The following is a 23,221-nucleotide window of genomic DNA, read 5'->3' as shown; positions in this document are numbered from 1 at the left end:
ACGGAGGACGCCGCCACGCGGTACGAGGGGGCTGTCATCCATTTTGGACACTCCGGAGTTCTCGCACCGGTTGGCTCGCGTCGCGCGATCGCATGACGGCGTACCGACGGATCAGGCCGTCTATCGCGAAGCGGTCCTCTGCCTCGCGAGTGACGAGGTGCTCCGCTACGAGCTCGGTCAAGGCCTGTTGCGTCTGGTCTGGGGCGTCGCCGAGCAGGTTGGCGACGAGCCGGACGCCGAAACGCCGGTCCTTGAGCAGACCGAGTACTCGGAACGCTCGTTGCCCTGGCGGGGAAAGTCGTTGATATGACAGGTCGAACGCGCTTCGCACGCCGAAGGACTCGTCGTCTTCCAGGCTCAGTGCCCGCAAGTGGACGTCGTCCGCGACTCGGCGCGCGTAGTCCGCGACGCCTTGGTAATGGTTGTTGTGCAGGTTGGCGGCCGCGATTCGGAGCGCCAGCGGCAGTCCGTTGCAGAGCCGTGCGAGCTCATGAGCCGCGGCGCTGTTTTCCTCGATCCGGTGCTGGCCGGCGATTCCACCGAGGATGGCGATCGACTCGCGCGTCGTCAACTCGCCGATCGACAAGCGAGTGGCGGTATCGGCGGCAACCAGGCCGGAGAGCCGGTTGCGACTGGTAGCCAGCACGAGCGTGCCGGGCGTGCCGGGCAACAGCTCCCGGACTTGGCCCGCGTGCGCGGCGTTGTCCAGGATGATCAGCACGCGCCGCTGGGAGATCGACGACCGATACAGGGCCGTCGCGGCGTGGGCCTCCGACGGGATGTCGTTGGTGTTGACGCCGAGACTGACCAGGAGTTGAGTCAGTGCTTCGTGCGTGGACGTCGGCGCTTGCGTGGAGTAGCCCCGCAGGTCGATCAAGATTTGGCCGTCGGGGTAGCAGTCCGAGACGGATCGTGCCCAATGAACCGCCAGCGCTGTCTTGCCGACCCCAGGCGGTCCGGTCACCGCGAGCAACGGCAGTCCGGTGAACGTCGGGCCGGTCGCCGCGGCGTGCCATGTCGTCAGCAGTTCCAGTTCGCGGTCGCGGCCGACGAGCAACGCGGCACTGGTGAGCGGCTGGTGCGGGCGATCGCCGTCGGGCGGGGTGAGTCGCGTTTGCTTGCTCGCTGTGTCCGGGATCCCAGCAAGAATCCGCTGCTGCAGTTCCCGCAACTGGTCGCCGGGCCGCAGGCCGAGTTCGCGCTCGAGCGCTCGGTAGGCCTGCTGGTAGGCGGCGAGAGCTTCGGCTTGTCTGCCGGCGCGAAAGCGGGCGAGCATGAGCAGGTACCACAATCGTTCGCGCGTCGGATGACCCTGCGCCAAAGCCGCCGCTTCGACTGCCGCTTGATCGGCTTGGCCAGCCTCGATCCGTGCCTCGGTCAGGTGCTCCAGTGCGACGAGCCTCAAGTCGTCCAGGCGTGCGATCTCCAGTTTGAAGATGTCCGGGGTGGTGGTCAGATCCATCAGCGCCCGTCCCCGCCAGAGCTGTAATGCCGCTTCCAACCGCAGCACCGCGTCGACCGGCCGATTATCGTGCAGCAGCCGCGTACCGTCGCCGGTCAGTCGCTCGAACCGCAGTGCGTCGATCTCCGCTGGGGCGGCGTCCAACAGGTAGCCCGCCCCGGCGGTTCGGACGCGTGCCGCGCCGGGAGCGGAACCGCTCTGCAGGCCGCGGCGGATCGACGCGACGTACGAATAGAGGTTGGCCTGGGCCGAGGCCGGTGGCGTCGATCCCCAGAGAGTATCGGTGATTTCTGCCGCGCTCACGGCTTGGCCGGCATTCACCAGCAGTAACGCCAGCAGTACCCGCTCCTTGAGCCGAGACGGGGTGACGAGAAGCCCGTTCTCTCCGACGATCTCCAGTGGTCCCAGCAGGTTGAACTCCAACTTCCGTCTCTCCCCAGTCGCTCTGTCCCGGATGGCCGGAAGCCCGGAGCGGCAGCTGTGCCCGCGGAACGCGCACGGGCCGCGTCGTACGGCGGACTTGGTCCGCCGCAGCCGCGCAGGGTGTTCGGCCAACCGGTCGAAATATTTCTTTCAGGACACGATCGCGCGTCGTTATCCTTTCTGTGGTCGAGATGTGACTTGGCCATGATGGCCGTATCGTGTCGCCGTGAACAGCCTCGGCGACCCTACAGTGTGGGCGTTGTATGGAGGGCTTGAACGATCCCATATTTGTCAGATACGCCGTTCACTTCGATTACATGCGCTTTCACCATGCTGCCAGCTCTTCCGATCGACTCGAACACAAGGTCGAACGATGACGCACGGTGTGCGTCATCGTTCGGTTGGTCACCGTCGTGCCGGGTCGGTCCCGCCGAGGCGGGTGTTCCGGCCGCCTTCGATGTATTTGAAGAGCGTTTTGCGTTCCAATACTTTCGCGGTCATCTCACCGATCGAGTAGCTGGGTGGTCTCAATGCGTAGTCATACGGGTCGTCGCGCGCCATGTCGGCACACCTGGCGGCGGAGGTCGAGCGGGCGCAGCGGGCTGCCCAGGGCCGCTCCCGCGATGGTGACCAGAAGTTTGTTGTGTCGCAACAGGCAGCGATCCGGTTGCGCGGTGGGGGCAGTCTTCGGCGAGTCGCTTCCGCGAACTGTCGTGCGAACACATTTTCGAAGGCGGCCTGCTGTCGACGGGCCGGCTGCGTCGAGATCGACTGCTTGCGGCAGAGGCCCGTCGATGACTTCCACACTTGAAAGGATTGTGAAAGGGGTGAGCGAGTAGCCGTGGATTCGGCGCGCATGACTCTGTGTGATTGGGGGACGGCACGCAAGCTGGCGTGAGGTGCCACGAAACCAACGCTGAGCTTACGCGTAGCGACGACGCGTTTCCCCGCGATCCCGACCTGATCCGAAAATCAGGCTTTGCAGGCCCGTTCGGCTATGCTGGTGCGATCTTTTTGTTATGCTTGGGGTAGCAAATTTATTTTCGCATTCTTGGATCCTTCGAAGTGGAGAGCGGCGGAACAAGGATTCGCCTTGGCGGCCCGCGCGCGAGGGCGGTGTGGGTCAGCCTCGTCCTCCACGCTAACAATCCGGTCAGCGCCAAGTTGCTGGTGAACGAGGTGTGGGGCGGTGACGTAGCGCCTCCGACACCGGCGACGGTTCATTCGTACGTATGCCGACTTCGGGCGAAGCTGATCTCCATCGGCCCGGACGGGATGGACCGGATCATCACAGAGCCGAACGGCTACCGGCTGCGGCTCGAGCCGGGGGAGTCGGACATCGAACGGTTCCGGAGCCGGGTGGAAAGCGGTCGGTCAGCCGCGATGCTCGGTCTTCTCGGCGACGCGAGCAAAAGGTTTGTGAAGCCGACGCGTTGTGGCGTGGTGTGGCGCTGTCGGACATTCCCGGAAAGTCCGCCCGTGCCGAGTCGGTGAGCCTGAACGAGGCCCGGCTGATCGCGGTGGAGGAGCGGTTCGACGTGGAGATCGCGTTCGGACAGCACGCCCGAGTGATCCCGGACTCGCGGAGCATGATGAATGCGGCATCCGCTGCGGGACCGCCAAGTGCGAAGCGGCGGGCATGCGTTTCAGTGGCATCGGAGTCGACCCGGACCCGGTTGCCTTGCGGGGCCTCGTCGAACTTGTAGCACAGGGCAGGCTCCGGGTCCACGTGCAGGAGACGTTCCCGTTCGAGGGCATCGCCGACGCGCACCGGCTGCTCGACGCCGGTCATCTCGAAGGCAAGCTCGTGCTCACCGTCTGAAGTCGACGGTGTGCCCATCCGGTGGTGGGACACCCCTGGCTCGGATATATCCAGTGTGGATATACTGGTGCCGCGACTTACGAGGACCGGAGGAGTGATGACGCACCAGTTCACCACCACGATCGAACTGGGCGGGAAGACAGCCACCGGCTTCGAGGTGCCCGCTGAAGTAGTCGAAGCGTTGGGGGCGGGCAAGAAGCCGCGGGTGAAGGTCACCGTCGGCGAGCACACCTACCGCAGCACCGTCGCGGTCTACGGCGCGCGGTTCATGGTGCCGCTCAACGCAGGCAACCGAGCCGCGGCCGGTGTCGAAGCGGGAGAGAAGGTCGAAGTCGAAGTCGAGCTCGACACCGCGGAGCGCACCGTCGAGATCCCCGACACCCTGGCGGCGGCACTCGAGCGGCATCCGGGTGCCCGTGCGGCCTTCGACGCACTTTCCTACAGCAAGCAGCGGGAGCGCGTGTTCGCGGTCGAGTCGGCCAAGCGCGAGGAAACCCGCGAACGCCGGATCCTCAAGATCCTCGAAGAGCTGGTCTGACGGGGAGCCGCGCACCAAGCGGATTTCAGAGGCGGGACACCAGTCCGTCGGCGAGGGAGCGGTACGCGTCCTCGGCCCCGCTCGCGATCGCGCAGGCCCGTGCGTACGCGGCAGGAAAGGCCGCGGCGTAGGCGTCCGCGTCCGCCGTCGCGTAGGCCGCGGCGAGCGCGCGGGCGTTCGCGATGGCATTCGCCTCGGCGAAGGCTTCGACGTTCGCGTCGGTGTTGAGTGTCGCGTAGTGCTCGACGAACTGCGTGGTCTCGTCCGGCCCGAAGTCGTTGGCGGCGGCATAGGCGGTTGCCGTCGCCGACGCGGTGGCGTGGGCCTTTTCGTAGTCGTAGGCCCGGCGGTAGACCGCCGCCAGCGCCGGGCGGAGGGCCTCGTGCCATTCGGCTTCGCCGATCGTTTCACCGGCGAAGGCACGTGCGTGCAGCGCTCCGAGCGCCACGCCCGGCTCGCCGAGCAACGGCGCGACGGTGTCGCGGTGCCACGCGTGCACCACGGAAAAGGGCACTGTGCCACCGGAATCGGCGAGTACACTGTGGACACGTCGGGCCCACCGTGTGGCCTCCGCCGGAGGGAGACCGTCGATCAGGGCGGCGGCGATCCCGGTGAACCACGACGGCGCGGCGAACTGCTCTCTGACCGAGCCGACCACCAACTCGACCGCGTCGAGCACGGCTCGCCGGGACTGGTCGGTGTGGTCGGCGATGTCGAAGCCGTGCCGCCCGTCGGGTACGTCGACGCGCCGCACCGCGTCGGCGATCTCGTCCACAAAGGACTGGTACCGCGGATCTTCGAGCCCTGCCCTGGTGAGCACGACCGGGAGCCCGTCGTGCGGCTGGGACACGTGATCGTCCTCGTCCGTGCCGAGGACGGGGTAGGTCAGGCCGAGGCACCGCAACCACTCCGGGGACTCCGCGAGCCAGTGCTTGACCAGCAGGCCACCGCCGGAAAACGCCCACACCGCGACGCGGGCGGAGTCGACTTCGGGCAGTGTGCGCACGGATTCGACGCGCGCGGCGAATTCGCCGCGGACGGCGGGCACGTCGGGGAGCGAGTGGTAGGGCAGGTCGAGCACGGCCGCGAGCACCCCGCGTCCGGCGACCACCCGTCCGTACCCCTGGAAGAGCGGCCATTCCCTCGGTGGCACAGGAAGTTCCGCCGGCACCGGACCTGGCACGAACACCACCACCGGCGCCGGACCGTCGAGCCCGTCCGGCCGGTAGAGGTCGAAACCCCCGTGCCGGTGCACGGATCCGGTCTCGGGCACGTCCACGACGAACGGGAGCTCGTGCGGTAGCGGTGTCATGGCCCCATCCTGGCACGCACGCGACCGCGGGGGATTCCGCTCAGCCGGACCAATCGCTCATGCGGTCCAGCAACCGTTCGAGCACGGCGGGATCCGCGGCGACCGGCTCACCGGTCACGGGTTCGTCCACCAGGGTGCGGCGTTCCTTCCGGTGTGGGAGGCGCACCGCGCCCGCGTTGAGCCCGCCGGGCAGCGGCAGCTCGCACCACGTGGTCCGGCCACCGGCCGGGTTCGGCACCACGCCGACCCGTTCGCCGCGGCGGGTCCGGGGTGGCGCCGGATCGGGCAGGTCGTCGTCGACCTCGATCACCAGCGCGTCCTCTCTCAACCGCAGTCGCACGGTGAGGAACGCCGGGCGGGACGGGGTGCCCTCGTCGACGACGGCGCCGACGAGGCGGCCGGTCGTCGCGGTGACCTGGTCCAGCATCGGCAGGAGTGACCAGTCGGCGAGGATCACGCGGACGAACAACTCGGCGCACGGGACCGCGCTTGGCTGCGCCACGAGCCGGAGATCGTCCATCTGGGTGGTGTGCGCGCTCAAGAAAACCTTCCCTGTCGGCGTGCGACACGAGCCGCGGGGCGGCCCGAGCCACGCATCTTGCCACTTCTCGATGAGTGACCGAAACCAGCCGGGGTGAACACGCCGCGCGACGGATGCCGAGATTCGGTCACCCGGCGGGGACGTTCGGGCAGCGGTGGTGAACAGGTGTCCCGGTGCTCGTCGAGTGTGTTGACAAGCGCCAGCACGCGTTCTTACAGTCCGCAGTCATCCGTATCCGCTCCGGATGATCGGCGCGGGTGGCGAGGGCGTCCCGGAGCGGAGGTGTCGTACGCGATGGGTGGCACCTCGATCGGCCCGGTGCACGTGCCGGGGCCGGGCGCGGCACTGGACGCCGTCCGGATCGCCAACCGCGGCACGGATCGCGCCGCGGCGCTCGCGGGGGCGAGACGGGCGCTCGGATCGGTGCGCGATCCCGGTTCTCTGTGGTCCGCGGCGCTCGTCCTCGCCTACGCCGGGGAAGTGGACGAGGCGGCCGAGCACTGCGATCACGCGCGTTCGTCGGCAACGGGACGGTGGGCTGGCGCTTTCACGGTTCTCGGCGGGCGGCTGGCGTGGATACGCGGTGACCCTGCCCGTGCGTCGGCGATGCTGGCGGACGCGATGGACCGCGGTGTCGCGCCGTCGTCGCGCGCGGTGGCGACGGCGTGGCGGATCGCCGCGTTGGTGGATCTCGGCGAACTGGGTGAAGCACAGGACCTCCTGGTGAGCCAGGATCACGACGGCCTTGTCGAGCGCGGCACCGGGCGGTGCGAAGTGCTCGTGGCGCGGGGCGCGCTGCGGTTCGCGAACGGGGACTGGGCCAGCGCCTGCGAGGATTTCCTTGCCGCGGGAAGGGAACTCCTCGAACGGGGTGTGGTGAATCCCGCCGTTTCGCCGTGGCGTTCCCGAGCGGCGTTGAGCGCGCATTCGCTCGGCAGGCGCGATTTGGCGGGTGCGTTGGCACGCCAGGAATTCGCGGCGGCGCGAAGATGGGGCACCGCTCGGGCGAACGGGATCGCGTCGTACGCGGTCGCCGTCGTTTCGGGCGGTGACGTGGCGGCGTACCGCCGCGCGGTCGACCTGCTCGCGGACGGTCCGGTTTCCGGTGAGCTGCTGGGCGCTCGGTACGATCTCGCGCTCGCGCTGGGAGCCGGTCCGGAAACCGTTGAGGTACTGGAGGAAATCGCGGTGGCCGCGGAAGAAGCCGGGTTCCGGCGGTGGGCGGTCGTGGCGCGATCCGCCGCCGCGCGCGTGGCGAGACCCGGTGCGGTGCTGACGCGCCAGGAGCGCCGCATCGCCGCGCTCGCGCGGGCGGGGCAGGGAAACCGGGAAATCGCCGAGCGGCAGTCGGTGACGCTGAGGACCGTCGAGTTCCACCTGTCGAGCGTGTACCGCAAGCTCGGGATCAGTGGTCGGGGTGAGCTGACCGCGATTCCGGTGCCACTGCCGTGAACGGGGATTCGCGATGACAATTATTGTCCGGTAGGGGAAAAGATGGAATCGCGTGCGCGAACCGCCTAAACTGCGCGATGCCGGTCTAGACCAGTAGTGGAACAGCGATGGCGGTGGTTCCGGTGGGCGTCCCGACGATCGCCGCGCGCGGCGCGGCGGCCAGGGACTTCCTCCGTCGCGAGTGGACCACGACGACGTCGTGCCCTGCCTCGCTCGCGATGTCCTCGTTCCGGGCGGGGGACGACTGGGCCGACGCGGTGGCGCTCGCCGAACGCGCGCTCGACCGCGGCTGCTGCGAGGAAAGTCCCGCGTGCGCTTGGCGCGCACTGACGACCCTGGTCGGCGCGGGTGAACTGGACGTGGCGGACGCTTCCGCCCGCCGGGTGGCGCACCGGGCGGTGGCACGGGGACGCGTCGCCGAAGAGGTCATGGTCCTCCGCGGCCGGATCGCCCGCCGCCGCGGCGATTTCGACGAGGCGCTCGACCTGCTCGCGACGGTGACCATTCCCGGCGCGGAGCCCGTCGTCCGCCTGCTCGCGGTGACCGAGGTGATCGGCGTGCTGCTCGCGCGGGGAGAAGTGCGGGCGGCCGCGAACCTGGTGACGGCACACGATCTCGACCCCGCGACGCGGAACGGCGGGACCAGCCGCCCGGCGTGGCTGGCGGCGCGCGGCGCGGTCGCGCACGCACGAGGTGACTTTCCAGCGGCACTCGAAGAGTTGACGGCGAGCGGCCGGTTGCTGGCCGCCCACCGGGTGCGGAACCCCGCGGTACTGCCGTGGCGAAGCCTCGCCGCGCTGAGTGCGGCACGGGCGGATCAGGTGGAGCTGGCCGCCAGGCTGGCCCGTGCGGAATACCGAGCCGCGGCGAACTGGGGAGAACCTCGCACGGTCGGGTGCGCGCTGGCGGTGCTCGCCCTGGTCGACGGGCGTGGCCGCGAAGGGGAGCTCCTTCGCGAAGCGGCGCAGCTGTTCGAAGTGGCGCGGGCGAAGGCCGAACACGCCAAGGTCCTGTGCGCGCTCGGGACGAGGCTGGGCGGTGGGGCCGAATCCGCGGCGGCGGCGCGGTTCCTGCGGCAGGCCACCACGTTGGCGGAGGCGGTGGGGGACGGACCGCTCGCACGCCGCGCGCGAGCGGAGTGCCGGAAACTGGCCGAACCGCCCCGGGGCCCGGCGCTGACCGATCGGGAGGCGGCGGTCGCGAAGCTGGCGAGAGCGGGGTACTCCAACAAGGAAATCGCCGCGAAGCTGTTCCTGGCGCTGAGAACCGTGGAACTGCACCTGTCACGGACGTACCGCAAGCTCGGCATTCGTGGCCGCGCGGACCTGCGCGCGGCCGCGCTCGGGTGACGAGGGCCAGCCGCCGAAGCGACCGGCCCCCGTGCCCTGTTAGCAGCTCAGGTTCTCACCTGGGCTGACACCGAGTACCGAGGTGAAGTTCTTGTAGAGATCCACCCTGGACTGCACCTGGCCGGGGTTGCCGCCGTTGCACTCGATCGAACCGTTGATGCTGCGGATCGTTTCGCCGAAGCCGCGCTGGTTGACCATGGCGTCGTGCGGGGTCATCGTGCCGGGCCCGTTCTGGGTGTTCCAGTACCAGAGGCCGGTTTTCCACGACACCGCGGCGTCGTTCTGCACCAGGTTCGGGTTGTTCAGCAGATCGATGCCCAGCGCGTCACCCGCGGTCTTGTAGTTGAAGTTCCAGCTCAGCTGGATCGGGCCGCGGCCGTAGTAGGCCGCGGTGCCCGCGGGGCACCCGTAGGGCTTGGTCGCGTCGCAGTAGTGCGGGTAGTTCCCGGTGTTCTGCTCCACTATGTACACCAGGCCACCGGTTTCGTGGCTGACGTTGGCCAGGAACGCCGCCGCTTCCTGCTTCTTCACCTCTTCGCTGCCGGTGTTGGTGAAGCCGGGGTAGGCGTCGAGCGCGGCGGTGAGGCCGCTGTAGGTGTAGAAGGCGTTCCGGTTGGGGAACATCTGGTTGAACTGGGCTTCGCTGACGATGAACGAGGCGGACGGGCTCACCGCCGGAGCCGGGGAAGCCGTGGCGGGGCCGCCCGCGGTGACGGCCACGGTGCCGCCTGCGATGAGCGCGGCCAGACCCGCCAGTACCCGTTTGATGACCATGCCTGCTCCTCTGGGTCGGGGATGGAGGGGACCCCGAGCCCGAGGCGACTCTGGCAAGCGGGTCCGCCTCCATCACGCCACAGCGCGGTCGCGGGTGTCTCTACGGTGGGACCGCATAGGTGGTCTGGACCACATGGCGGCAGCGCGCGCTGTCAGGTTCCGTGGCCGGAAACGACGAGCCGGACGGCGAGCGCGGCGAACACGGTGGCCGAAATCCGGTCGAGCCAGCCGCGCACGGCCGGCCGCCGCCGCAGCGTTTCGGACAGCGCGCCCGAGGCGAATCCGGTGCTCGCGTCGACGACGAAACCGATCACCACGAGCATCGCGCCGAGCACGAGGAACTGCACGGTCACCGGCCAGGCCGCCCGCTGGTCGAGGAACTGCGGAAAGAACGCCAGGTAGAACAGGATGACCTTGGGGTTGGCCAGGTTCGTCAGCGCGGCCATGCCGAACGTGCGGCGCAACGACCTCGCCCGCACCGGCCTAGTGTCCTCAGTGGACGGACGTCGCGCCGAGCGGAACGCGGTGACCGCGAGGTACAGGAGGAACGCGGCGCCGAGCCAGCGGACGGTGTCCAGCACGAACGGTGCGGCGCGAAGCAGCGCGCCGAGGCCGAACGCGGCGGCCACGGTGTGCACCGTCAGCCCCGCCGAAACGCCGAGCGCGGACACCACCCCGGCGCGGCGGCCGCCGGTGATGCCGGTGGCCATGATGAACATCATGTCGGGTCCGGGGACGACGCTGATCACGAGTGCTGCGATGGCGAAGCTGAACAGGGTGGCGTGGCTCAATCAGGGCCTTTCCGATGCGGAGAGCGGGGCGCGAAGCGGACTTCGGAAATGTACTCGGTTCCGCAGCCTTCCCCGAAGTGATTTTCGGGGCCCTCACGGGTTCGCGGACACGGCTGCGCGTGCCCCGAAAGTCACCTTCGGGGCACGGATCGCCGCGCCCGCGAGCGAGGGAGGAAAAACGGTTTCGTTTCCGGTTGTCCGGCGGCTACCTTCGGCACTCGGCCGAAGGAGGTACCTGCATGACACCGGACCGCACCGGTTCCCCCGTTCCGAGCCGGACAGCACCGACGTTGCGGACCGAACGGCTTCGCCTGGTGCCGCTGGCCGACGAGCACTTCAAACTGGAGGTCGAGCTGGACGCCGATCCCGCGGTCATGCACTACCTCACCGGGCGGGCGGCCACGCGCTACGAGGTGGAACAGTCCCACCGGCGGCGAATGGCCTCCGCCAACGAACTGCCGGGGCTCGGTTTCTGGGTCGGCTTCGCCGGGGACGAGTTCGTCGGCTGGTGGCTGCTGCGGCCGCCCAACGGCCCGGACCAGCCGAAGGTCGAGGGCGAGGCGGAGCTCGGCTACCGGTTGCTGCGCAGGCACTGGCGCCGCGGGTACGCCAGCGAAGGCTCGCGCGAGCTGATCCGCTACGGCTTCGAGGACATGGGCCTCGACCGGATCTTCGCCCAGACGATGGCCGTCAACACGCCTTCGCGGGCGACGATGGCGGCGGTGGGGATGACCTTCGCTCGCGCTTTCCCTTGCCACGGGCCGATCGACGACCCGGTTCCGGGTATCGACGAAGGCGAAGTCGAGTACGAAATCAAGAACGCAGCCGCCGCGACTTGATCCCGTACTGGGCCATCTTGCGGTAGATCGTCGCGCGCCCCATACCGAGTTCCGCCGCCGCGCGGACGACCGTGGCGCCCGGCTGGGCGAGGCAGCGGACGATCTCGTCGCGTTCGAGGGCCTGCAAACGGCTGAGGCGGTGACCGACGCTGGTGAAGACCTCGGCGGACAGGTGCTGGGCGTCCACTACTTCCGAACGGCCCGCCGCCTCACCGACGACGCGGCGCAGCTGCTTGACGTTCTCCGGCCAGTCGTAAGCGGTCAGCGCGCGGGCCGCGGCCGGGGTGAACGTGACGTCCCGCCGCCGCGTGCGACGCGCGAAGTGGTGCGCGAGCGGCAGGATGTCGTCGGGGCGCAGCCGCAGCGGCGGCACTTCCACCACGGTGTCCACGAGCGGCACCAAGGATTCCGGCACCGCGTTGGCGTCCGCGGCGGTGAACACGAACGGCGCGGGCGCGGCGTCGTGGCGCAGTGCGCCGAAGCGCGGTGCCAGTTCGTTCGCGGCCCACGCGGGTAGTGCGTCCACTCCGGACACGATCACGCAGGTGCTGTCCTTGCCCAATTCGGGGGCCCATACCGTCAGCCAGGTTTCCACGTCGTCGGGCGCGGGTGGCCGGGCGTTGAGCACGCGCTCGCGCGGGCGCAGTTCCCGGCGCGCGATGGCGGCCAGCGCCGTCTTTCCCGCGCCGGGTTCCCCGACGACGGCCACGGTCCGGCCGCGCCGCATCGCCTCCATGGCTTCGAGCAAGGGATGTTCCCAGCAGGCCGAGAGGTACGGCGGGTCGAGACGTTCGGTGTAGAGCCGGAACACCTCGCCCCGCGGTCCGGTGCGCGGCCGCCGCCCGGAAGCGCGCGACAACATCAGCGCGCTGGTGTGCCCGGCCGCGGTCTGGGCGAGCGCGAGCAGGAGGTCGGGGGACTGCTCGGACCAGGTCGTCAGGTTGACGCTGCCCGCCAGTGCACCGGTGAGGGGATCGAGGACCGGCACGGCCGCGCACGTGTAGCCGCGCAGGCTCGTGCAGTAGTGCTCGTCGGCGCGGACCAGCGAAGGCGCGCGATCGGCGAGCGCGAGGCCGAGGCCGTTGGTGCCCGCGTTGCTTTCGGCGTAGGAGAATCCGGGCGCGAGGTGTACGCGGTCGAGTGACCGGGTGATCCCGGTGTCGCCGCACAGCCTGCTCAGCACCAGGCCGTCGCTGTCGGTGAGCATGAGGCTGATCGGCTCGTTCGCGAGGGTGGCCTGTAGGCCCTGCAGCACTTCGTGGCCGCATTCGTACAGCAGCGATCCGGTGTCGACGGACCCGGTGAAGACGGGCTTGACCTCGTCGCCCGGCACTCCGTACCGGGCGCTGCGCTGCCAGGACGCGCGCAGGCGCGGCGCGGCTCCGCCGCGGACCTCGAGTGGTTCGCCTTCGTGCCTGTGCGTCACTTCGACCTCCCGTGAGACGCCGCGCTGCGTCCGACTCGGCAAGGCTAGGTCCTCGATGCTAACCCGCGGGTGCGCCCGGTGTCTCAAATCGAGACACCGGCGACCTCCCTGACCTGCGTCGACGCCCCTACCGTCCGGGCAGGACGTGCCGATGCGGTCACGAATGCGGAGGAAACCGATGTACACCAAGGACGGCGAGAGCTACTTCATCCTGGACGCCCACGTGGCGCTGTGGGACGCCCGCCCGGAGAACCAGCGCAACATCCACGGCAAGCAGTTCATCGACTGCTTCTACGACTACCACCGCAACCTCAGCCCCGAGTCCGAGGTGTGGCCGTACGAGGACTACCTCTACCAGGGCGGCGAGCGGTTGCTGAAGGATCTGTTCACCGACGGTTACGTCGACCACGCGATCTTCCAGCCCGCCGCGCTGCCCGCCTTCTACCGCAACGGTTTCGGCCAGACCGAAGAGGCCTTCGCGCTGGCGCGGGAGCACCCGGACAAGCTCACCTACAACCACTGCTGGGACCCGCGGTTCGGCGAAGACGGCCTGAAGCAGCTGCGCGAGGACGCGAAGCGGTTCGGCCTCAAGGGCGCCAAGCTCTACACCGCCGAGTGGTTCGGCGACTCGCGCGGCTGGAAGCTCGACGACAAGTGGAGCTACCGGTACCTGGAGGCCGCTCAGGAACTGGGCATCAAGAACATCCACATCCACAAAGGACCGACGATCCGGCCGCTCGACCGCGACGCGTTCGACGTCGCCGACGTGGACAAGGTGGCCACCGATTTCACCGAGCTGAACTTCGTGATCGAGCACTGCGGCCTGCCTCGGCTGGAGGACTTCTGCTGGATCGCGACGCAGGAGCCCAACGTGCACGCCGGGCTCGCGGTGGCCATGCCGTTCATCCACACGCGACCCCGCTACTTCGCGCAGATCATCGGCGAACTGCTGTACTGGCTCGACGAGAACCGGATCCAGTTCTCCAGCGACTACGCGATCTGGACGCCGAAATGGCTGGTGGAGCAGTTCGTCGACTTCCAGATCCCCGAGGACATGACGGAGTACGCGCCGCTCACCACCGAGGTCAAGAAGAAGATCCTCGGGCTCAACGCGGCCGCGATGTACGACATCGAAGTGCCTGCCGGGTTGCAGGTGCGGTTTCCGCCCGCGCGGGCGGAAACCGAAGCCGTGGCGGTCGCCTGATGCCCGCCCTCGACCAGCTCGCCCGCAGGGCGCTCGACACCGTCTACGATCCGGAACTGGACGAGCCGATCACCGATCTCGGGTTCGTGCGGTCCATCGAGGCCAGCGGTGGTGAGCTGACCGTCCACTTGCGACTGCCGACCTCGTTCTGCTCGCCCAACTTCGCGTACCTGATGGCGTCCGACGCGAAGGACGTCCTCGGCGAGCTGCCTGGTGCGGAGCGCGTGGTGGTCCGGCTCGACGATCACCACGACTCCGACCGTATCAATCGCGGCCTCGCCGCCGACGCCGGGTACCGCGGCACGTTCGGCAGCGAGGCGGAAAAGGACCTCGACGAGCTTCGGCTCACCTTCCGCCGCAAGGCGCACACGGCGGCCATGGAACGCGCACTCACGGCTTTGCTGCGCGCTGACGAGGACCTCGCCGAGGAGCAACTGCACGACGTCGCGCTGAAAGACCTTCCCGACGGCCGCACCACGAGCGCGCTGCTTCGCCGCCGGGAAGCGCTCGGCCTGAGCACCGCACCGGACGAACCCGTGCTCGTCGACGACAACGGCGAGCCGTATCCGCGCGAGGAAGTGCCGGTGCGGCTGCGGTTCGCCCGCGCGATCCGGATTTCGATCGACGGCAACGCGCACTTCTGCCGCGGCCTGCTCCGCACCCGTTACCCCGATTCCGCGGCGGACCAGGCGCCGCGGGACCCGTCCCCATCGTCCGAGGAGGCACGAGCATCGTGAAGGCAGTCCAGGTCGTCGGCTACGGCGAACGGCTGAAGCTGGCCGAGGTGGCCGAGCCCGCCGTCACCGGTCCGTACGACGTGATCGTCCGGATCGGCGGTGCCGGCGTGTGCCGCACCGACATCCACATCCTCGAAGGCCAGTGGGCCGAGAAGTCCGGTGTCGCGCTGCCCTACACGATCGGCCACGAGAACGCGGGCTGGGTGCACGCGGTCGGCAGCGCGGTGACCAACGTCACCGAGGGCGACAAGGTGATCGTGCACCCGCTCGTCACGTGCGGGCTGTGCCGGGCCTGTCGCGCGGGCGACGACGTGCACTGCGAAGCGAGCCAGTTTCCCGGGATAGACACCGCGGGTGGTTACGCGGAGTACCTGAAGACCTCCGCGCGCAGCGTGGTCAAGCTCGACGATTCGCTGGAACCCGCTGATGTCGCGGCACTCGCCGACGCCGGGCTCACGGCGTACCACGCGGCCGCGAAGGCGGCCCGGCGGCTGCGTCCCGGCGACCGGTGCGTGGTCATCGGCGCGGGCGGGCTGGGGCACATCGGGATCCAGGTGCTCAAGGCGATCACCGCGGCCGAGCTGATCGTGGTGGACCGCAACCCGGACGCGGTCGAGCTGGCGGTGTCGATCGGCGCGGACCACGGCGTGGTGGCGGACGGCGGGCAGGTGGCCGCCGTCGGCGAGCTGACCGGCGGCCATGGCGCGGAAACCGTGATCGACTTCGTCGGCGAGGGCGGCGCGACCCGTGACGGCGTCGCGATGCTGCGGCGCGCGGGGGATTACCACGTCGTCGGGTACGGCGAGAACATCGACGTCCCGACGATCGACGTGATCTCGGCGGAGATCAACTTCGTCGGCAACCTCGTGGGGTCCTACACCGATCTGTGCGAGCTGATGGTGCTGGCCGCGCAGGACCGCGTGCGGCTGCACACCGCGCGGTACCCGCTGGAGTCGTTCCAGGACGCCATCGACGACCTGGACGCGGGGCGCATCCGCGGCCGGGCGATCCTCGTCCCGTGAGGCGTCGTCCGGCTCGTCGAGGTCGTCGTGGGGCTGCGCGCGGCCGACCCGGATACCCTGCGGCCGGAGCCCGTGCGCACGGAAGCCGAACACAGGACAAGGAGAGCAAATGATCTTCATCACCGCCAAGTTCCGGGTGAAGCCGGAGCACGCGGAGAACTGGCCCGAGATCTCGCGCGCGTTCACCGAGTCGACCCGCGCCGAGCCGGGCTGCCTCTGGTACGACTGGTCGCGCAGCCTCGACGACCCGAACGAGTACGTTCTGGTCGAGGCCTTCCGCGACGGCGAGGCGGGCGCCGCCCACGTCGGCTCGGACCACTTCAAGACCGCGCAGGCCGAACTCCCGCCGTACCTGGTCGAGACCCCGCGCATCGTCAGCACGACTGTCGATCAGGACGGGTGGGCCGAACTCGGCGAGCTGGCCGTCAAGGAATGAGAAGCTCGCTTGTCGGCCCCACCGCGGTGGGGCCGACAAGCGGTCACAGGTCGAGCGCCTTGGCGATCTCGCGCGGGCGCAGGATCCGCATCAGGGCTTCGAGCAGGTAGTAATCGGCGTAGGGGAGCGAGATCTCGACACCGTCCTCGCTCGGCCTGTTGCGGGTGCACCGCGCGACGACGGCCTCGGCCCGCGTCGATCGGGTGGTCAGGCAGGTGCGGGACACCGCGTCGACGATGCGCCGCGCGCGCTCGGCGTACCGCGGCTGGCGGGTGGCCTTCGCGAGGTCGAGCAGTCCGCAGGCCATGATCACGCCCGCGGACGCGTCCTTGACGTCGTCCGGTGCCTGCGGCGCGCGGTAGTCCCACACCGGCACCTGGTCGGCGGTGAGCGCGGACAGCGCGAAATCGGCCAGTTTCCTTGCGGTGGCGAGGAAACCGGGATCGCCGGTGCGCCGGTGCATCGTGGTGAACCCGTAGATCCCCCACGCCTGCCCGCGCGACCAGCACGACGTGGGGCTGTAGCCCTGCACGGTGTTCGGCCCGATCGGCGCACCGGTGGCGGGGTCGAAGTCGAACACGTGCGGGGTGGAGCCGTCGGGGCGGACCACGTGCTGCTGAGTGGTCGACGCGTGCGCGACGGCGATGTCGAGGTACCCGCGGTTACCGGTCTGCTGCGCCGCGAAGGTCAGCAGGTCCAGGTTCATCATCGTGTCCATGATGACCCGGCCCGCGTTCTTCGGGCTGTCGAGCGCGCCCCACGCCCGGATGAAGCGGCCGTTCGCGTTGTACCGCTTGGTGAGCGACTCCGCGGCGCGCAGCGCGCCGTCGCGCCAGAACGGGTCGCCGGTCAGCCGCCACGCGGTGATCCAGGACGGGGTGAACAGGAAGCCGAGGTCGTGGGTCCCGGTGTCGTGCTGGCGCGGCGCGAGCTTGCGGGCCGAGTCCAAGCCGTAGTCCTTGAACCGCTCGTCGCCGCTGTAGAGCCACGCCAGCAGCAGGGATCCCGGCCAGAACCCGCCGACCCAGTCGCCGTCGGTGGAGTACGTCCACTTCTCGAACTTCGTGCCGACCGGGAACGCGGTGATCGTCGGCGCGACGGCCCGCAGCTTGGCGATCGCGTACTGGGCGGTGGCTTCGAAGCCCGGTGGTTCCGCCGCTGCCGCCGAACCGGGCCCCGCGACCGTGAACGCGGCCGCGGCCCCCGCTGTCGTCCCCAGCATTGCACGTCGAGAAAGCTCCACAGCCGCCACCCGAGGTCGAAGGTCAACGAAACCGTTTCTACACCACGGTTTCGCGGATTCACGCTGGTGAAACAGATGTCCCGGTGACCGGTCCGCCGACCCCCGGTGGAAACGAGCGAAACCGCGGTCTCCGCTAGGCTGTCAGCGCGCGACAACCGGATGCCGTCCGGACAGGAATGACGCCGATGAACGACGAGATCCGCAATACCGTCACGGGCGACGTCTTCTTCAGCACCGTTATCCAGGGGCGCGACATCACGGTCGTACTGCCGCCCCGGATCATCCCCGCGATGACCGGCCTTCCGCCCGCGACACCGAGCTTCACCGGTCGTGACTCCGATCTGGCCGCACTGCTGGACACCCTCACCCCGAGCGAGACCGCGGAGGGGCCCGTGCCGACCCTGGTCACGGCCGCGGTGGGCGGGATGGGCGGGATCGGCAAGACGGAACTGGCGCTCCAAGCCGCGCGCACCGCCCTCGACCGAGGTTGGTTCCCCGGCGGGGTCTTGTTCACCGACATGCGCGGTTACGAAACCGATCCCGGGCTTCGTCATGGACCCGGCCACGCGCTGGAAAGCTTCCTGCGCGCTGTCGGTGTGCCCGGCGAGCACATCCCCGCCGACGTGCAGGACCGGTCTCGGCTGCTGCGGTCGGTGCTGGCGACCTACGCGGCGAAGGGACGACGCGTGCTCCTGGTGATCGACAACGTCTCCACCAGCGGGCAGGCGGTGCCGCTGCTGCCTTCCGACGGGAGCTGCGCGGCGATCGTGACCTCACGTCACGTACTGGCCGACCTGGACGCCCGGCTGCTCAACCTCGACACCCTCCCCGTCGACCTCGGCGCCGATCTGCTCGACAAGGCGTTGCTGCTGCGCGATCCCGCCGACTCACGCGTCCACGACCACCCCGGTGACGCCGCGCGCTTGGCCGAGCTGTGCGCGGGCCTGCCACTGGCCTTGCGGATCGTCGCCGCTCAGCTGGCCGCCAACCCCGCCAAGCCCCTGGCCGCGATGACGACCGACCTCGGTGATGTTGCGTCCCGGCTGGACGGGATGACCTTCGCCGACCGAGCGGTCCACGCCGTCTTCGACTCGTCCTACCACCAGCTCGTCGGTGATCGGGCCCGTTTGTTCCGGTTGCTGTCGCTGAACCCGGGCCCCGACTTTTCCAGCTCGGCGGCGGCATCCCTCGCGGGCCTGGCGGAAGCTGACGCTCGTCGTGGCCTGGAAGCGTTAGCCCAAGCCCATTTGATCGAACCCGGCACCGGCTACGACCGGTGGCGGTTGCACGACCTTCTCCGCCTGCACTCGGCCCGCCACGGTGAACTTCACGCCGAACCGGACCGGCGTGAGCAGGCCTTGGCGCGGCTGCTGGGGTACTACCTCACCACCACCGGGGCGGCCAACGCGCACCTGGACCCTCGGGTCGAAGAGCCAGGGGCGCTCGGGTTCCCCGACCAGGAACACGCGCTGAACTGGCTGGATGTCGAGTACGCCAACCTGACCGCCGCGACTTTCACCGTTCTCGCCGATCACCCCGCGATCGGGCGTGACCTGCCGCAGGCGATGTGGCACTTCCTGCGCAGACGGCGGTATCTCAACGACTGGATCGCCCTGTCCGAGGCCGCTGTCGACGCAGCACGCTCCCTGGCCGACCGCGATGGTGAAGCGACAGCGCTCAACGCTCTCGGCAGCGCTTTGCAAGAAATGGGGCGGATCGAAGAGGCGGTCACGGCCCACACCGACGCCGCCCGGTTCTACCGAGATGTCGGCAACCACCACGGTGAGGGGAAGGCGCTGATCAATCTGGGAGCCGCGCTGCTACGGAACAAGCTGGCGGATCAGGCCGTCACCGCGCTCCACGGCGCCGCGGAAATGTTCCAGCAGACCGGCGACCGCGTTCACGAGGTCATGGCGTTGCAAAACCTGGGCACGGCCCTGCGCGCGCAGGGACGGCTGGACGAGGCCGTCACCATTCACACCGATGTCGTCCGGATCTACCGCGATCTGCGGGATCGCCACGGTGAAGCCATCGCGGCCGACAACCTCGGCTCTTCCCTGCACGAGGTCCAGAGGTTCGACGAGGCGATCGACGCTCACCGGAGTGCGGCACGGTACTACCACGAGGAGGGTGATCACTACGGCGAAGCGATGGCGCTCAACAGCCTCGGCCTTTCGCTCCGCGAGGTCCAGCGGACCGAGGAAGCGATCACCGCCCACCAGGACGCCGCACGGCTTGCCCGCGAGGTCGGCGACCACGACGGCGAAGCGATGGCGCTCAACAATCTCGGTAACGCCCTCGGTGGGATACGGCGGTTCGACGAAGCCGCCGCCGCACACGGTGCCGCCATCGACGCCTACCGCGAGGCCGGTGACCTCAACGGTCAAAGTTCGGCGCTGCAGAACCTCGGCATCGCGCTGCGCCAGCTGGGCGATGCCGAGGAAGCCGTCACCGCGCACCGAGCCGCCGCCCGGATTTCCCATGAACTGGGTGGACGCTTCCGCGAAGCCGCGGCACTGCACGGTCTCGGGATGGCCCTTCGCGAGGCGGGCAGGTTCGACGAAGCCGTCACGGCGTGTCAGGAGGCCGCCGAGATCTTCAGGGATCTCGGTGACGATCGGAACGAGGAATTCGCCCTCGAAGACCTTCGCCGGGCGCGGAACGCTCAAGGTGCCGACGGGGCCCGGTGGTGGCGTCGGCGACGTCGTTGATGACCGGCGCGCTTCAGGACGGTGTGCCGAATGCGAGGAGCAGGACTCCCGCGATCACTTCGACCCAGAAGTAGAACCACGACGGGTAGAAGGCCGACGGGCGTTCCACGCAGCGCGCGACCACCCGCCCGGCCGCCATGCCGAGGAGCGCGACGGCGACGGCGAACACCGCTCCTTTGCCGATCCCACCCACATCGGCGGCCGCGGCGGCCAGCAGGCCGGCGACCGCGATCCCGAACCCGCCGTAGACCGCGCGGACCTCGGTGCGCGCGTCGGCGGTGCCCGCGCCGAGCCCGAACGGCCTGACCAGCGACGCGGGCGCCACCAGTCCGTAGCCGCCCATGCCGAAGAAGAACACCGCCACCGCCACGGTGAGCACCATGTCCCGCACCCCTTTCCCGGTCGTACCGGTCACTCGCGGGATGATGTCCGGTGTGGACGGGCCCTCGCTTCCAGAAAACGGCTGCGCCGCGTTGTGGCTGGGGCCGGGCCACGCCGTCTACCGGGGACCGTCGTTGCGGCTCGACGCGCATTCCGGTTCGGTGGCCTGCCTGGCGATCGGCGTGGACGGCCCGTTCACCGTGCACCGCGACGGTCGCCCCGACGTGCTCGCCCGCAGCGCGCTCATCGCACCCCGTGTGCGGCACCGGTTGGTGGCGGCCGGGGAACGCATGCTGTTCTGCTACCTCGATCCCAGCTCGACGCGGCGGCTCAGCGGCGAGCGGCGCATGACCGGCGGTGACGACGACGTGCGCGTGCGGCACCGCGACGAACCCGAGCTGATCGCGCTCGCGGACGGCGACCTCGGCGACTGGGTGGACGTGGCCGCACCGAGGTCGGCCACGTCGGGTGATCCGCGGATCCGGGACGCGGCGGCGTCGATCAGGGCGGCCGCGCACCGGACGGTCTCGGCGGGCGAACTGGCGGCGGCCTGCGGCCTGTCCACCTCGCGGTTCCGCCACCTGTTCCGCGACGAGACGGGCACGAGCTTCCGGCGCTACCGGCTGTGGGCGCGGATGCTGGCGGCCGCGGACCTGATCGCCGACGGTAGTGACCTCACCACGGCGGCGACGGAGGCGGGCTTCGCCACGCCGTCGCATTTCAGCGACTCCTTCCACGGCATGTTCGGGTTGCCGCCCAGCAGGTTGCTCGCCGCGCGCGTCACGTTCGCTTGCGGTTCCGGACACTCCTGAGTAGACAGTCGAGGGTGAGATTCGACGACGGGGGCCCGTTCGCGGGCGCACGCCTCAGCTCGGTCACCCCGGACGACTGCGCGGAACTGTTCGTGTTGCAGCGGTGCTGCTGGGCGCAGGAAGCGCTGGTGAACGACACGCTCGACATCCCGGCGCTGCACGAAAGCCTCGAAGACGTGCGGGAGTGGACGAAGACCTGGTCGACCTGGATCGTGCGGCTCGGGCCGCGGTTGATCGGTGCCGTGCGGGGGCAACTCGACGGTGACGCGTGGGAGATCGGCAGGCTGATGGTGGCCCCCGACCTGGCCGGTCGCGGACTGGGCAGGCGGCTGCTCGCCCACGCGGAGCGGCAGGCACCGGTGGAAGCACGCCGCTACACGCTCTTCACCGGCGCCCGCAGCGCCCGCAACATCGCGATGTACGAGCGTGCGGGTTACCGGCTCACCACCTCGTCCGGGGCCGTCCGCGGTGCCGTGCACCTGGTCAAGGACCGCTGAGCCTCAGTCCAGTTCGTCGTACTTGCGGGCGCTGCCCTTGGCCAGCCGCACCGGGTACTTCGCTTCGTTCACGTCGATCTTGGCTGCCAGTGCGGCGATGACGTCCACGTCGAGCACATCCGCGAGGCGCAGGAGGTAGGCCAGCACGTCGGCGATCTCGTGGCGCACGCGTTGCGCGGTGTCCGGGTCGTCCATGATCTGGGCGGACTCCTCGGGGGTGCGCCACTGGAACAGCTCGGCCAGTTCACCCGCTTCGCCGGTCAGCGCCATCACGAGGTTCTTCGGGTTGTGGAACTGGTGCCAGTCGCGCGCGTCGGCGAACGCGCGCAGCCGGGCGGTGAGCTGGTCGAGGTCCATGCCGGAGACCCTATGCCCGGCCGTGCTCCGCCGCGCGCCGGACTCCTTGGCACCACACGGTTTTGTGGCGAACTGCGCATATCCGCGCTGGTAGGTTCCGGCCAGATCGACCGGCCGCCGCGGCGCGCGGCCAGACAGCCGAGGACAAGGAGCACCGATGCGCGGGTACAAATGGCTCGACCGGCGACTCGCCGAACTCGACCCGCACACGCAGTACCACGAGATCGTCCGGTTGTTCGGGGAATACCGGCTCAACGAGTTCCTGCTGAACATCGGCTACACGCTGAGCTTCATGGACGTGTCGATGCCACCGCACGGCGCCAAGGGGCTGGTCGACGGCGGCCGCGCCTCGATCGACCGCCCCCAGCAGCGGTTCGAAGGCAGCCTGTACTTCTTCTGGTCGTGGTACCTCTTTCCGTCCGATTCGGACCAGGTGAAGCGGTCGATGCGGCGACTGAACGGCATCCACGCCGGCGCGGCCAGAACCGCGCCGGGAAGCTTCACCGAGAACGCGGACTACGTGCAGGGGATGTCCCTGCTGGCGCTGGTGTTCCACCGCCTGCAGCGGCTCGCCGGGCTCCCCGGGTTCCCGGAGCACCTGCGCATCGCCCTGCACAACTGGACGCGTGACCTCAGCAGGTTACTGACCGCCGAAAACGACGTGCCGGTAACGGATTTCCCCACCGACTTCGACACGATGGCCGCACTCGCCGACGCCTACGACGAGCACCCGTGGCGCCAGACCGACAACGGGCACGCGGTCAGCGAAGCGTTCATCCAGCAGTTCTGCGACCGGTGGTTCCCCGCCCCGCTGAAACCGATGGCGCGGACGGTGGTGCTCACCATGATCCCGGAGAACGTTCGGCACGTGATGCGGCTCGACGATCCGCACCCGATCGGCGCGGCGCTGGTGCGGGCGGGACTGCGGGTGATGTTCACCGTGCAGGGCTGGCTCCCCGACCCCCGTACGCCGATCTACCGGCGCAAGATCGGGAAGCGGGACAGCCCCGCGCTCAAGCGGCTCAAGGAGACGGGCGGCCGCACCGCGGAACCCGCCAAGCGGGCGGCCGTCCGGTCCTGAATGGACCTCCT

Annotated in this window: 22 protein-coding genes and 3 pseudogenes; 15 read left to right on the top strand and 10 right to left on the bottom strand. The window is 69.3% G+C overall.

Features of this window, described 5'->3' with window-relative positions; genetic code table 11:
- Window positions 1-34 precede the first annotated feature (34 nt).
- Window positions 35-1,885: an AfsR/SARP family transcriptional regulator gene (locus HUW46_RS43430; RefSeq protein ID WP_215544459.1), complete on the bottom strand. Its 1,851-nt coding sequence runs from the start codon at window positions 1,883-1,885 to the stop codon at window positions 35-37.
- Window positions 1,886-2,290: 405 nt separating this feature from the next.
- Window positions 2,291-2,446, bottom strand: a complete 156-nt coding sequence (locus tag HUW46_RS43425) for a hypothetical protein (RefSeq protein ID WP_215544458.1) — start codon at window positions 2,444-2,446, stop codon at window positions 2,291-2,293.
- A 504-nt stretch (window positions 2,447-2,950) separates the two neighbouring features.
- Here HUW46_RS43425 and HUW46_RS49195 point away from each other — a divergent pair.
- The 4 genes and pseudogenes from HUW46_RS49195 to HUW46_RS43410 all read left to right on the top strand — a co-directional run.
- Window positions 2,951-3,187 (top strand): annotated as a pseudogene (locus HUW46_RS49195) (AfsR/SARP family transcriptional regulator); the annotation flags it as partial.
- Window positions 3,118-3,423: pseudogene (locus tag HUW46_RS49190) on the top strand (BTAD domain-containing putative transcriptional regulator); the annotation flags it as partial. The pseudogenes HUW46_RS49195 and HUW46_RS49190, both read left to right, overlap by 70 nt.
- Window positions 3,396-3,707: pseudogene (locus tag HUW46_RS49185) on the top strand (zinc-binding dehydrogenase); the annotation flags it as partial. The pseudogenes HUW46_RS49190 and HUW46_RS49185, both read left to right, overlap by 28 nt.
- Window positions 3,708-3,804: 97 nt before the next feature.
- A complete protein-coding gene (locus HUW46_RS43410) occupies window positions 3,805-4,245 on the top strand; it encodes a YdeI/OmpD-associated family protein (RefSeq protein WP_215544457.1) in 441 nt (146 codons plus the stop codon).
- 25 nt (window positions 4,246-4,270) lie between these two features.
- Here HUW46_RS43410 and HUW46_RS43405 read toward each other — a convergent pair whose 3' ends face one another.
- Together HUW46_RS43405 and HUW46_RS43400 are read right to left on the bottom strand one after the other, a co-directional pair.
- A complete protein-coding gene (locus HUW46_RS43405; protein WP_215544456.1) occupies window positions 4,271-5,557 on the bottom strand; it encodes a hypothetical protein in 1,287 nt (428 codons plus the stop codon).
- Between the two features lie 40 nt (window positions 5,558-5,597).
- Window positions 5,598-6,098: an ATP-binding protein gene (locus HUW46_RS43400; protein ID WP_215544455.1), complete on the bottom strand. Its 501-nt coding sequence runs from the start codon at window positions 6,096-6,098 to the stop codon at window positions 5,598-5,600.
- Window positions 6,099-6,392: 294 nt separating this feature from the next.
- On the opposite strand from HUW46_RS43400, the gene HUW46_RS43395 reads away from it, so the two are divergent.
- Entirely contained in the window at window positions 6,393-7,550 is a 1,158-nt protein-coding gene (locus HUW46_RS43395) for a helix-turn-helix transcriptional regulator (protein WP_215544454.1), read from the top strand.
- A 107-nt stretch (window positions 7,551-7,657) separates the two neighbouring features.
- On the top strand, window positions 7,658-8,899 hold the full coding sequence (locus tag HUW46_RS43390) for a helix-turn-helix domain-containing protein (protein ID WP_215544453.1): 1,242 nt from the start codon (window positions 7,658-7,660) through the stop codon (window positions 8,897-8,899).
- 39 nt (window positions 8,900-8,938) lie between these two features.
- Here the strand turns inward: HUW46_RS43390 and HUW46_RS43385 are convergent, their stop codons facing one another.
- Together HUW46_RS43385 and HUW46_RS43380 are read right to left on the bottom strand one after the other, a co-directional pair.
- Window positions 8,939-9,673 (bottom strand): chitinase, encoded by a 735-nt coding sequence (locus HUW46_RS43385; protein WP_215544452.1) that lies wholly within the window; start codon window positions 9,671-9,673, stop codon window positions 8,939-8,941.
- A gap of 152 nt (window positions 9,674-9,825) precedes the next feature.
- Window positions 9,826-10,422 (bottom strand): LysE family translocator, encoded by a 597-nt coding sequence (locus HUW46_RS43380; protein ID WP_256451461.1) that lies wholly within the window; start codon window positions 10,420-10,422, stop codon window positions 9,826-9,828.
- Window positions 10,423-10,703: 281 nt separating this feature from the next.
- Here HUW46_RS43380 and HUW46_RS43375 point away from each other — a divergent pair, with 281 nt between their 5' ends.
- On the top strand, window positions 10,704-11,303 hold the full coding sequence (locus HUW46_RS43375) for a GNAT family N-acetyltransferase (RefSeq protein ID WP_215544450.1): 600 nt from the start codon (window positions 10,704-10,706) through the stop codon (window positions 11,301-11,303).
- Here HUW46_RS43375 and HUW46_RS43370 read toward each other — a convergent pair.
- The gene (locus HUW46_RS43370; protein WP_215544449.1) at window positions 11,278-12,729 is read right to left on the bottom strand and encodes a helix-turn-helix domain-containing protein; all 1,452 of its coding nucleotides are present in this window, start codon (window positions 12,727-12,729) and stop codon (window positions 11,278-11,280) included. The two genes, HUW46_RS43375 and HUW46_RS43370, sit on opposite strands and share 26 nt — an antisense overlap.
- Window positions 12,730-12,907: 178 nt before the next feature.
- On the opposite strand from HUW46_RS43370, the gene HUW46_RS43365 reads away from it, so the two are divergent.
- The 4 genes from HUW46_RS43365 to HUW46_RS43350 all read left to right on the top strand — a co-directional run bounded on the left by HUW46_RS43365 (window position 12,908) and on the right by HUW46_RS43350 (window position 16,128).
- On the top strand, window positions 12,908-13,933 hold the full coding sequence (locus tag HUW46_RS43365) for an amidohydrolase family protein (RefSeq protein WP_215544448.1): 1,026 nt from the start codon (window positions 12,908-12,910) through the stop codon (window positions 13,931-13,933).
- Window positions 13,933-14,670 carry an iron-sulfur cluster assembly protein gene (locus HUW46_RS43360; protein ID WP_215544447.1) on the top strand — a complete coding sequence of 246 codons (738 nt, stop codon included), beginning with the start codon at window positions 13,933-13,935 and terminating at the stop codon, window positions 14,668-14,670. The genes HUW46_RS43365 and HUW46_RS43360 overlap by 1 nt, the downstream gene beginning before the upstream one ends.
- Window positions 14,667-15,692, top strand: coding sequence for an NAD(P)-dependent alcohol dehydrogenase (locus HUW46_RS43355; RefSeq protein ID WP_215544446.1), 1,026 nt, complete (start codon window positions 14,667-14,669; stop codon window positions 15,690-15,692). Before HUW46_RS43360 ends, HUW46_RS43355 begins: the two co-directional genes overlap by 4 nt.
- Before the next feature lie 109 nt (window positions 15,693-15,801).
- The gene (locus tag HUW46_RS43350) at window positions 15,802-16,128 is read left to right on the top strand and encodes a putative quinol monooxygenase (protein ID WP_215544445.1); all 327 of its coding nucleotides are present in this window, start codon (window positions 15,802-15,804) and stop codon (window positions 16,126-16,128) included.
- A gap of 43 nt (window positions 16,129-16,171) precedes the next feature.
- Here HUW46_RS43350 and HUW46_RS43345 read toward each other — a convergent pair whose 3' ends face one another.
- Window positions 16,172-17,371: a glycoside hydrolase family 88 protein gene (locus tag HUW46_RS43345; RefSeq protein ID WP_215544444.1), complete on the bottom strand. Its 1,200-nt coding sequence runs from the start codon at window positions 17,369-17,371 to the stop codon at window positions 16,172-16,174.
- Between the two features lie 185 nt (window positions 17,372-17,556).
- Between HUW46_RS43345 and HUW46_RS43340 the strand changes: the two genes are divergently transcribed.
- Window positions 17,557-20,082: a tetratricopeptide repeat protein gene (locus tag HUW46_RS43340; RefSeq protein ID WP_215544443.1), complete on the top strand. Its 2,526-nt coding sequence runs from the start codon at window positions 17,557-17,559 to the stop codon at window positions 20,080-20,082.
- Window positions 20,083-20,095: 13 nt separating this feature from the next.
- On the opposite strand, the gene HUW46_RS43335 is transcribed toward HUW46_RS43340, so the two are convergent.
- Window positions 20,096-20,464 carry a DUF4345 family protein gene (locus HUW46_RS43335; RefSeq protein WP_215544442.1) on the bottom strand — a complete coding sequence of 123 codons (369 nt, stop codon included), beginning with the start codon at window positions 20,462-20,464 and terminating at the stop codon, window positions 20,096-20,098.
- Here HUW46_RS43335 and HUW46_RS43330 point away from each other — a divergent pair.
- Entirely contained in the window at window positions 20,463-21,275 is an 813-nt protein-coding gene (locus tag HUW46_RS43330) for an AraC family transcriptional regulator (protein ID WP_254125533.1), read from the top strand. The two genes, HUW46_RS43335 and HUW46_RS43330, sit on opposite strands and share 2 nt — an antisense overlap.
- A 14-nt stretch (window positions 21,276-21,289) precedes the next feature.
- Window positions 21,290-21,772, top strand: a complete 483-nt coding sequence (locus HUW46_RS43325) for a GNAT family N-acetyltransferase (protein ID WP_215544441.1) — start codon at window positions 21,290-21,292, stop codon at window positions 21,770-21,772.
- A 3-nt stretch (window positions 21,773-21,775) separates the two neighbouring features.
- On the opposite strand, the gene HUW46_RS43320 is transcribed toward HUW46_RS43325, so the two are convergent.
- The gene (locus tag HUW46_RS43320) at window positions 21,776-22,129 is read right to left on the bottom strand and encodes a nucleotide pyrophosphohydrolase (RefSeq protein WP_215544440.1); all 354 of its coding nucleotides are present in this window, start codon (window positions 22,127-22,129) and stop codon (window positions 21,776-21,778) included.
- Between the two features lie 157 nt (window positions 22,130-22,286).
- On the opposite strand from HUW46_RS43320, the gene HUW46_RS43315 reads away from it, so the two are divergent.
- The gene (locus HUW46_RS43315; RefSeq protein ID WP_215544439.1) at window positions 22,287-23,210 is read left to right on the top strand and encodes an oxygenase MpaB family protein; all 924 of its coding nucleotides are present in this window, start codon (window positions 22,287-22,289) and stop codon (window positions 23,208-23,210) included.
- Window positions 23,211-23,221 lie beyond the last annotated feature (11 nt).

The organism is Amycolatopsis sp. CA-230715, assembly GCF_018736145.1.
Classification (GTDB): Bacteria; Actinomycetota; Actinomycetes; order Mycobacteriales; family Pseudonocardiaceae; genus Amycolatopsis.
The sequence above is the reverse complement of the archived record's forward strand: the minus strand, read 5'-3'. Positions and strand labels throughout refer to the sequence as shown.

Bases quoted from the DNA above. Each gene is read 5' to 3' on its own strand.
- HUW46_RS43395 (WP_215544454.1), top strand. From the start codon at position 6,393: ATGGGTGGCACCTCGATCGGCCCGGTGCACGTGCCGGGGCCGGGCGCG.
- HUW46_RS43425 (WP_215544458.1), bottom strand. From the start codon at position 2,446: ATGGCGCGCGACGACCCGTATGACTACGCATTGAGACCACCCAGCTAC.
- HUW46_RS43335 (WP_215544442.1), bottom strand. From the start codon at position 20,464: ATGGTGCTCACCGTGGCGGTGGCGGTGTTCTTCTTCGGCATGGGCGGC.
- HUW46_RS43320 (WP_215544440.1), bottom strand. From the start codon at position 22,129: ATGGACCTCGACCAGCTCACCGCCCGGCTGCGCGCGTTCGCCGACGCG.
- HUW46_RS43385 (WP_215544452.1), bottom strand. From the start codon at position 9,673: ATGGTCATCAAACGGGTACTGGCGGGTCTGGCCGCGCTCATCGCAGGC.
- HUW46_RS43340 (WP_215544443.1), top strand. From the start codon at position 17,557: ATGAACGACGAGATCCGCAATACCGTCACGGGCGACGTCTTCTTCAGC.
- HUW46_RS43360 (WP_215544447.1), top strand. From the start codon at position 13,933: ATGCCCGCCCTCGACCAGCTCGCCCGCAGGGCGCTCGACACCGTCTAC.
- HUW46_RS43365 (WP_215544448.1), top strand. From the start codon at position 12,908: ATGTACACCAAGGACGGCGAGAGCTACTTCATCCTGGACGCCCACGTG.
- HUW46_RS43410 (WP_215544457.1), top strand. From the start codon at position 3,805: ATGACGCACCAGTTCACCACCACGATCGAACTGGGCGGGAAGACAGCC.
- HUW46_RS43390 (WP_215544453.1), top strand. From the start codon at position 7,658: ATGGCGGTGGTTCCGGTGGGCGTCCCGACGATCGCCGCGCGCGGCGCG.
- HUW46_RS43350 (WP_215544445.1), top strand. From the start codon at position 15,802: ATGATCTTCATCACCGCCAAGTTCCGGGTGAAGCCGGAGCACGCGGAG.
- HUW46_RS43315 (WP_215544439.1), top strand. From the start codon at position 22,287: ATGCGCGGGTACAAATGGCTCGACCGGCGACTCGCCGAACTCGACCCG.
- HUW46_RS43330 (WP_254125533.1), top strand. From the start codon at position 20,463: ATGTCCCGCACCCCTTTCCCGGTCGTACCGGTCACTCGCGGGATGATG.
- HUW46_RS43405 (WP_215544456.1), bottom strand. From the start codon at position 5,557: ATGACACCGCTACCGCACGAGCTCCCGTTCGTCGTGGACGTGCCCGAG.
- HUW46_RS43375 (WP_215544450.1), top strand. From the start codon at position 10,704: ATGACACCGGACCGCACCGGTTCCCCCGTTCCGAGCCGGACAGCACCG.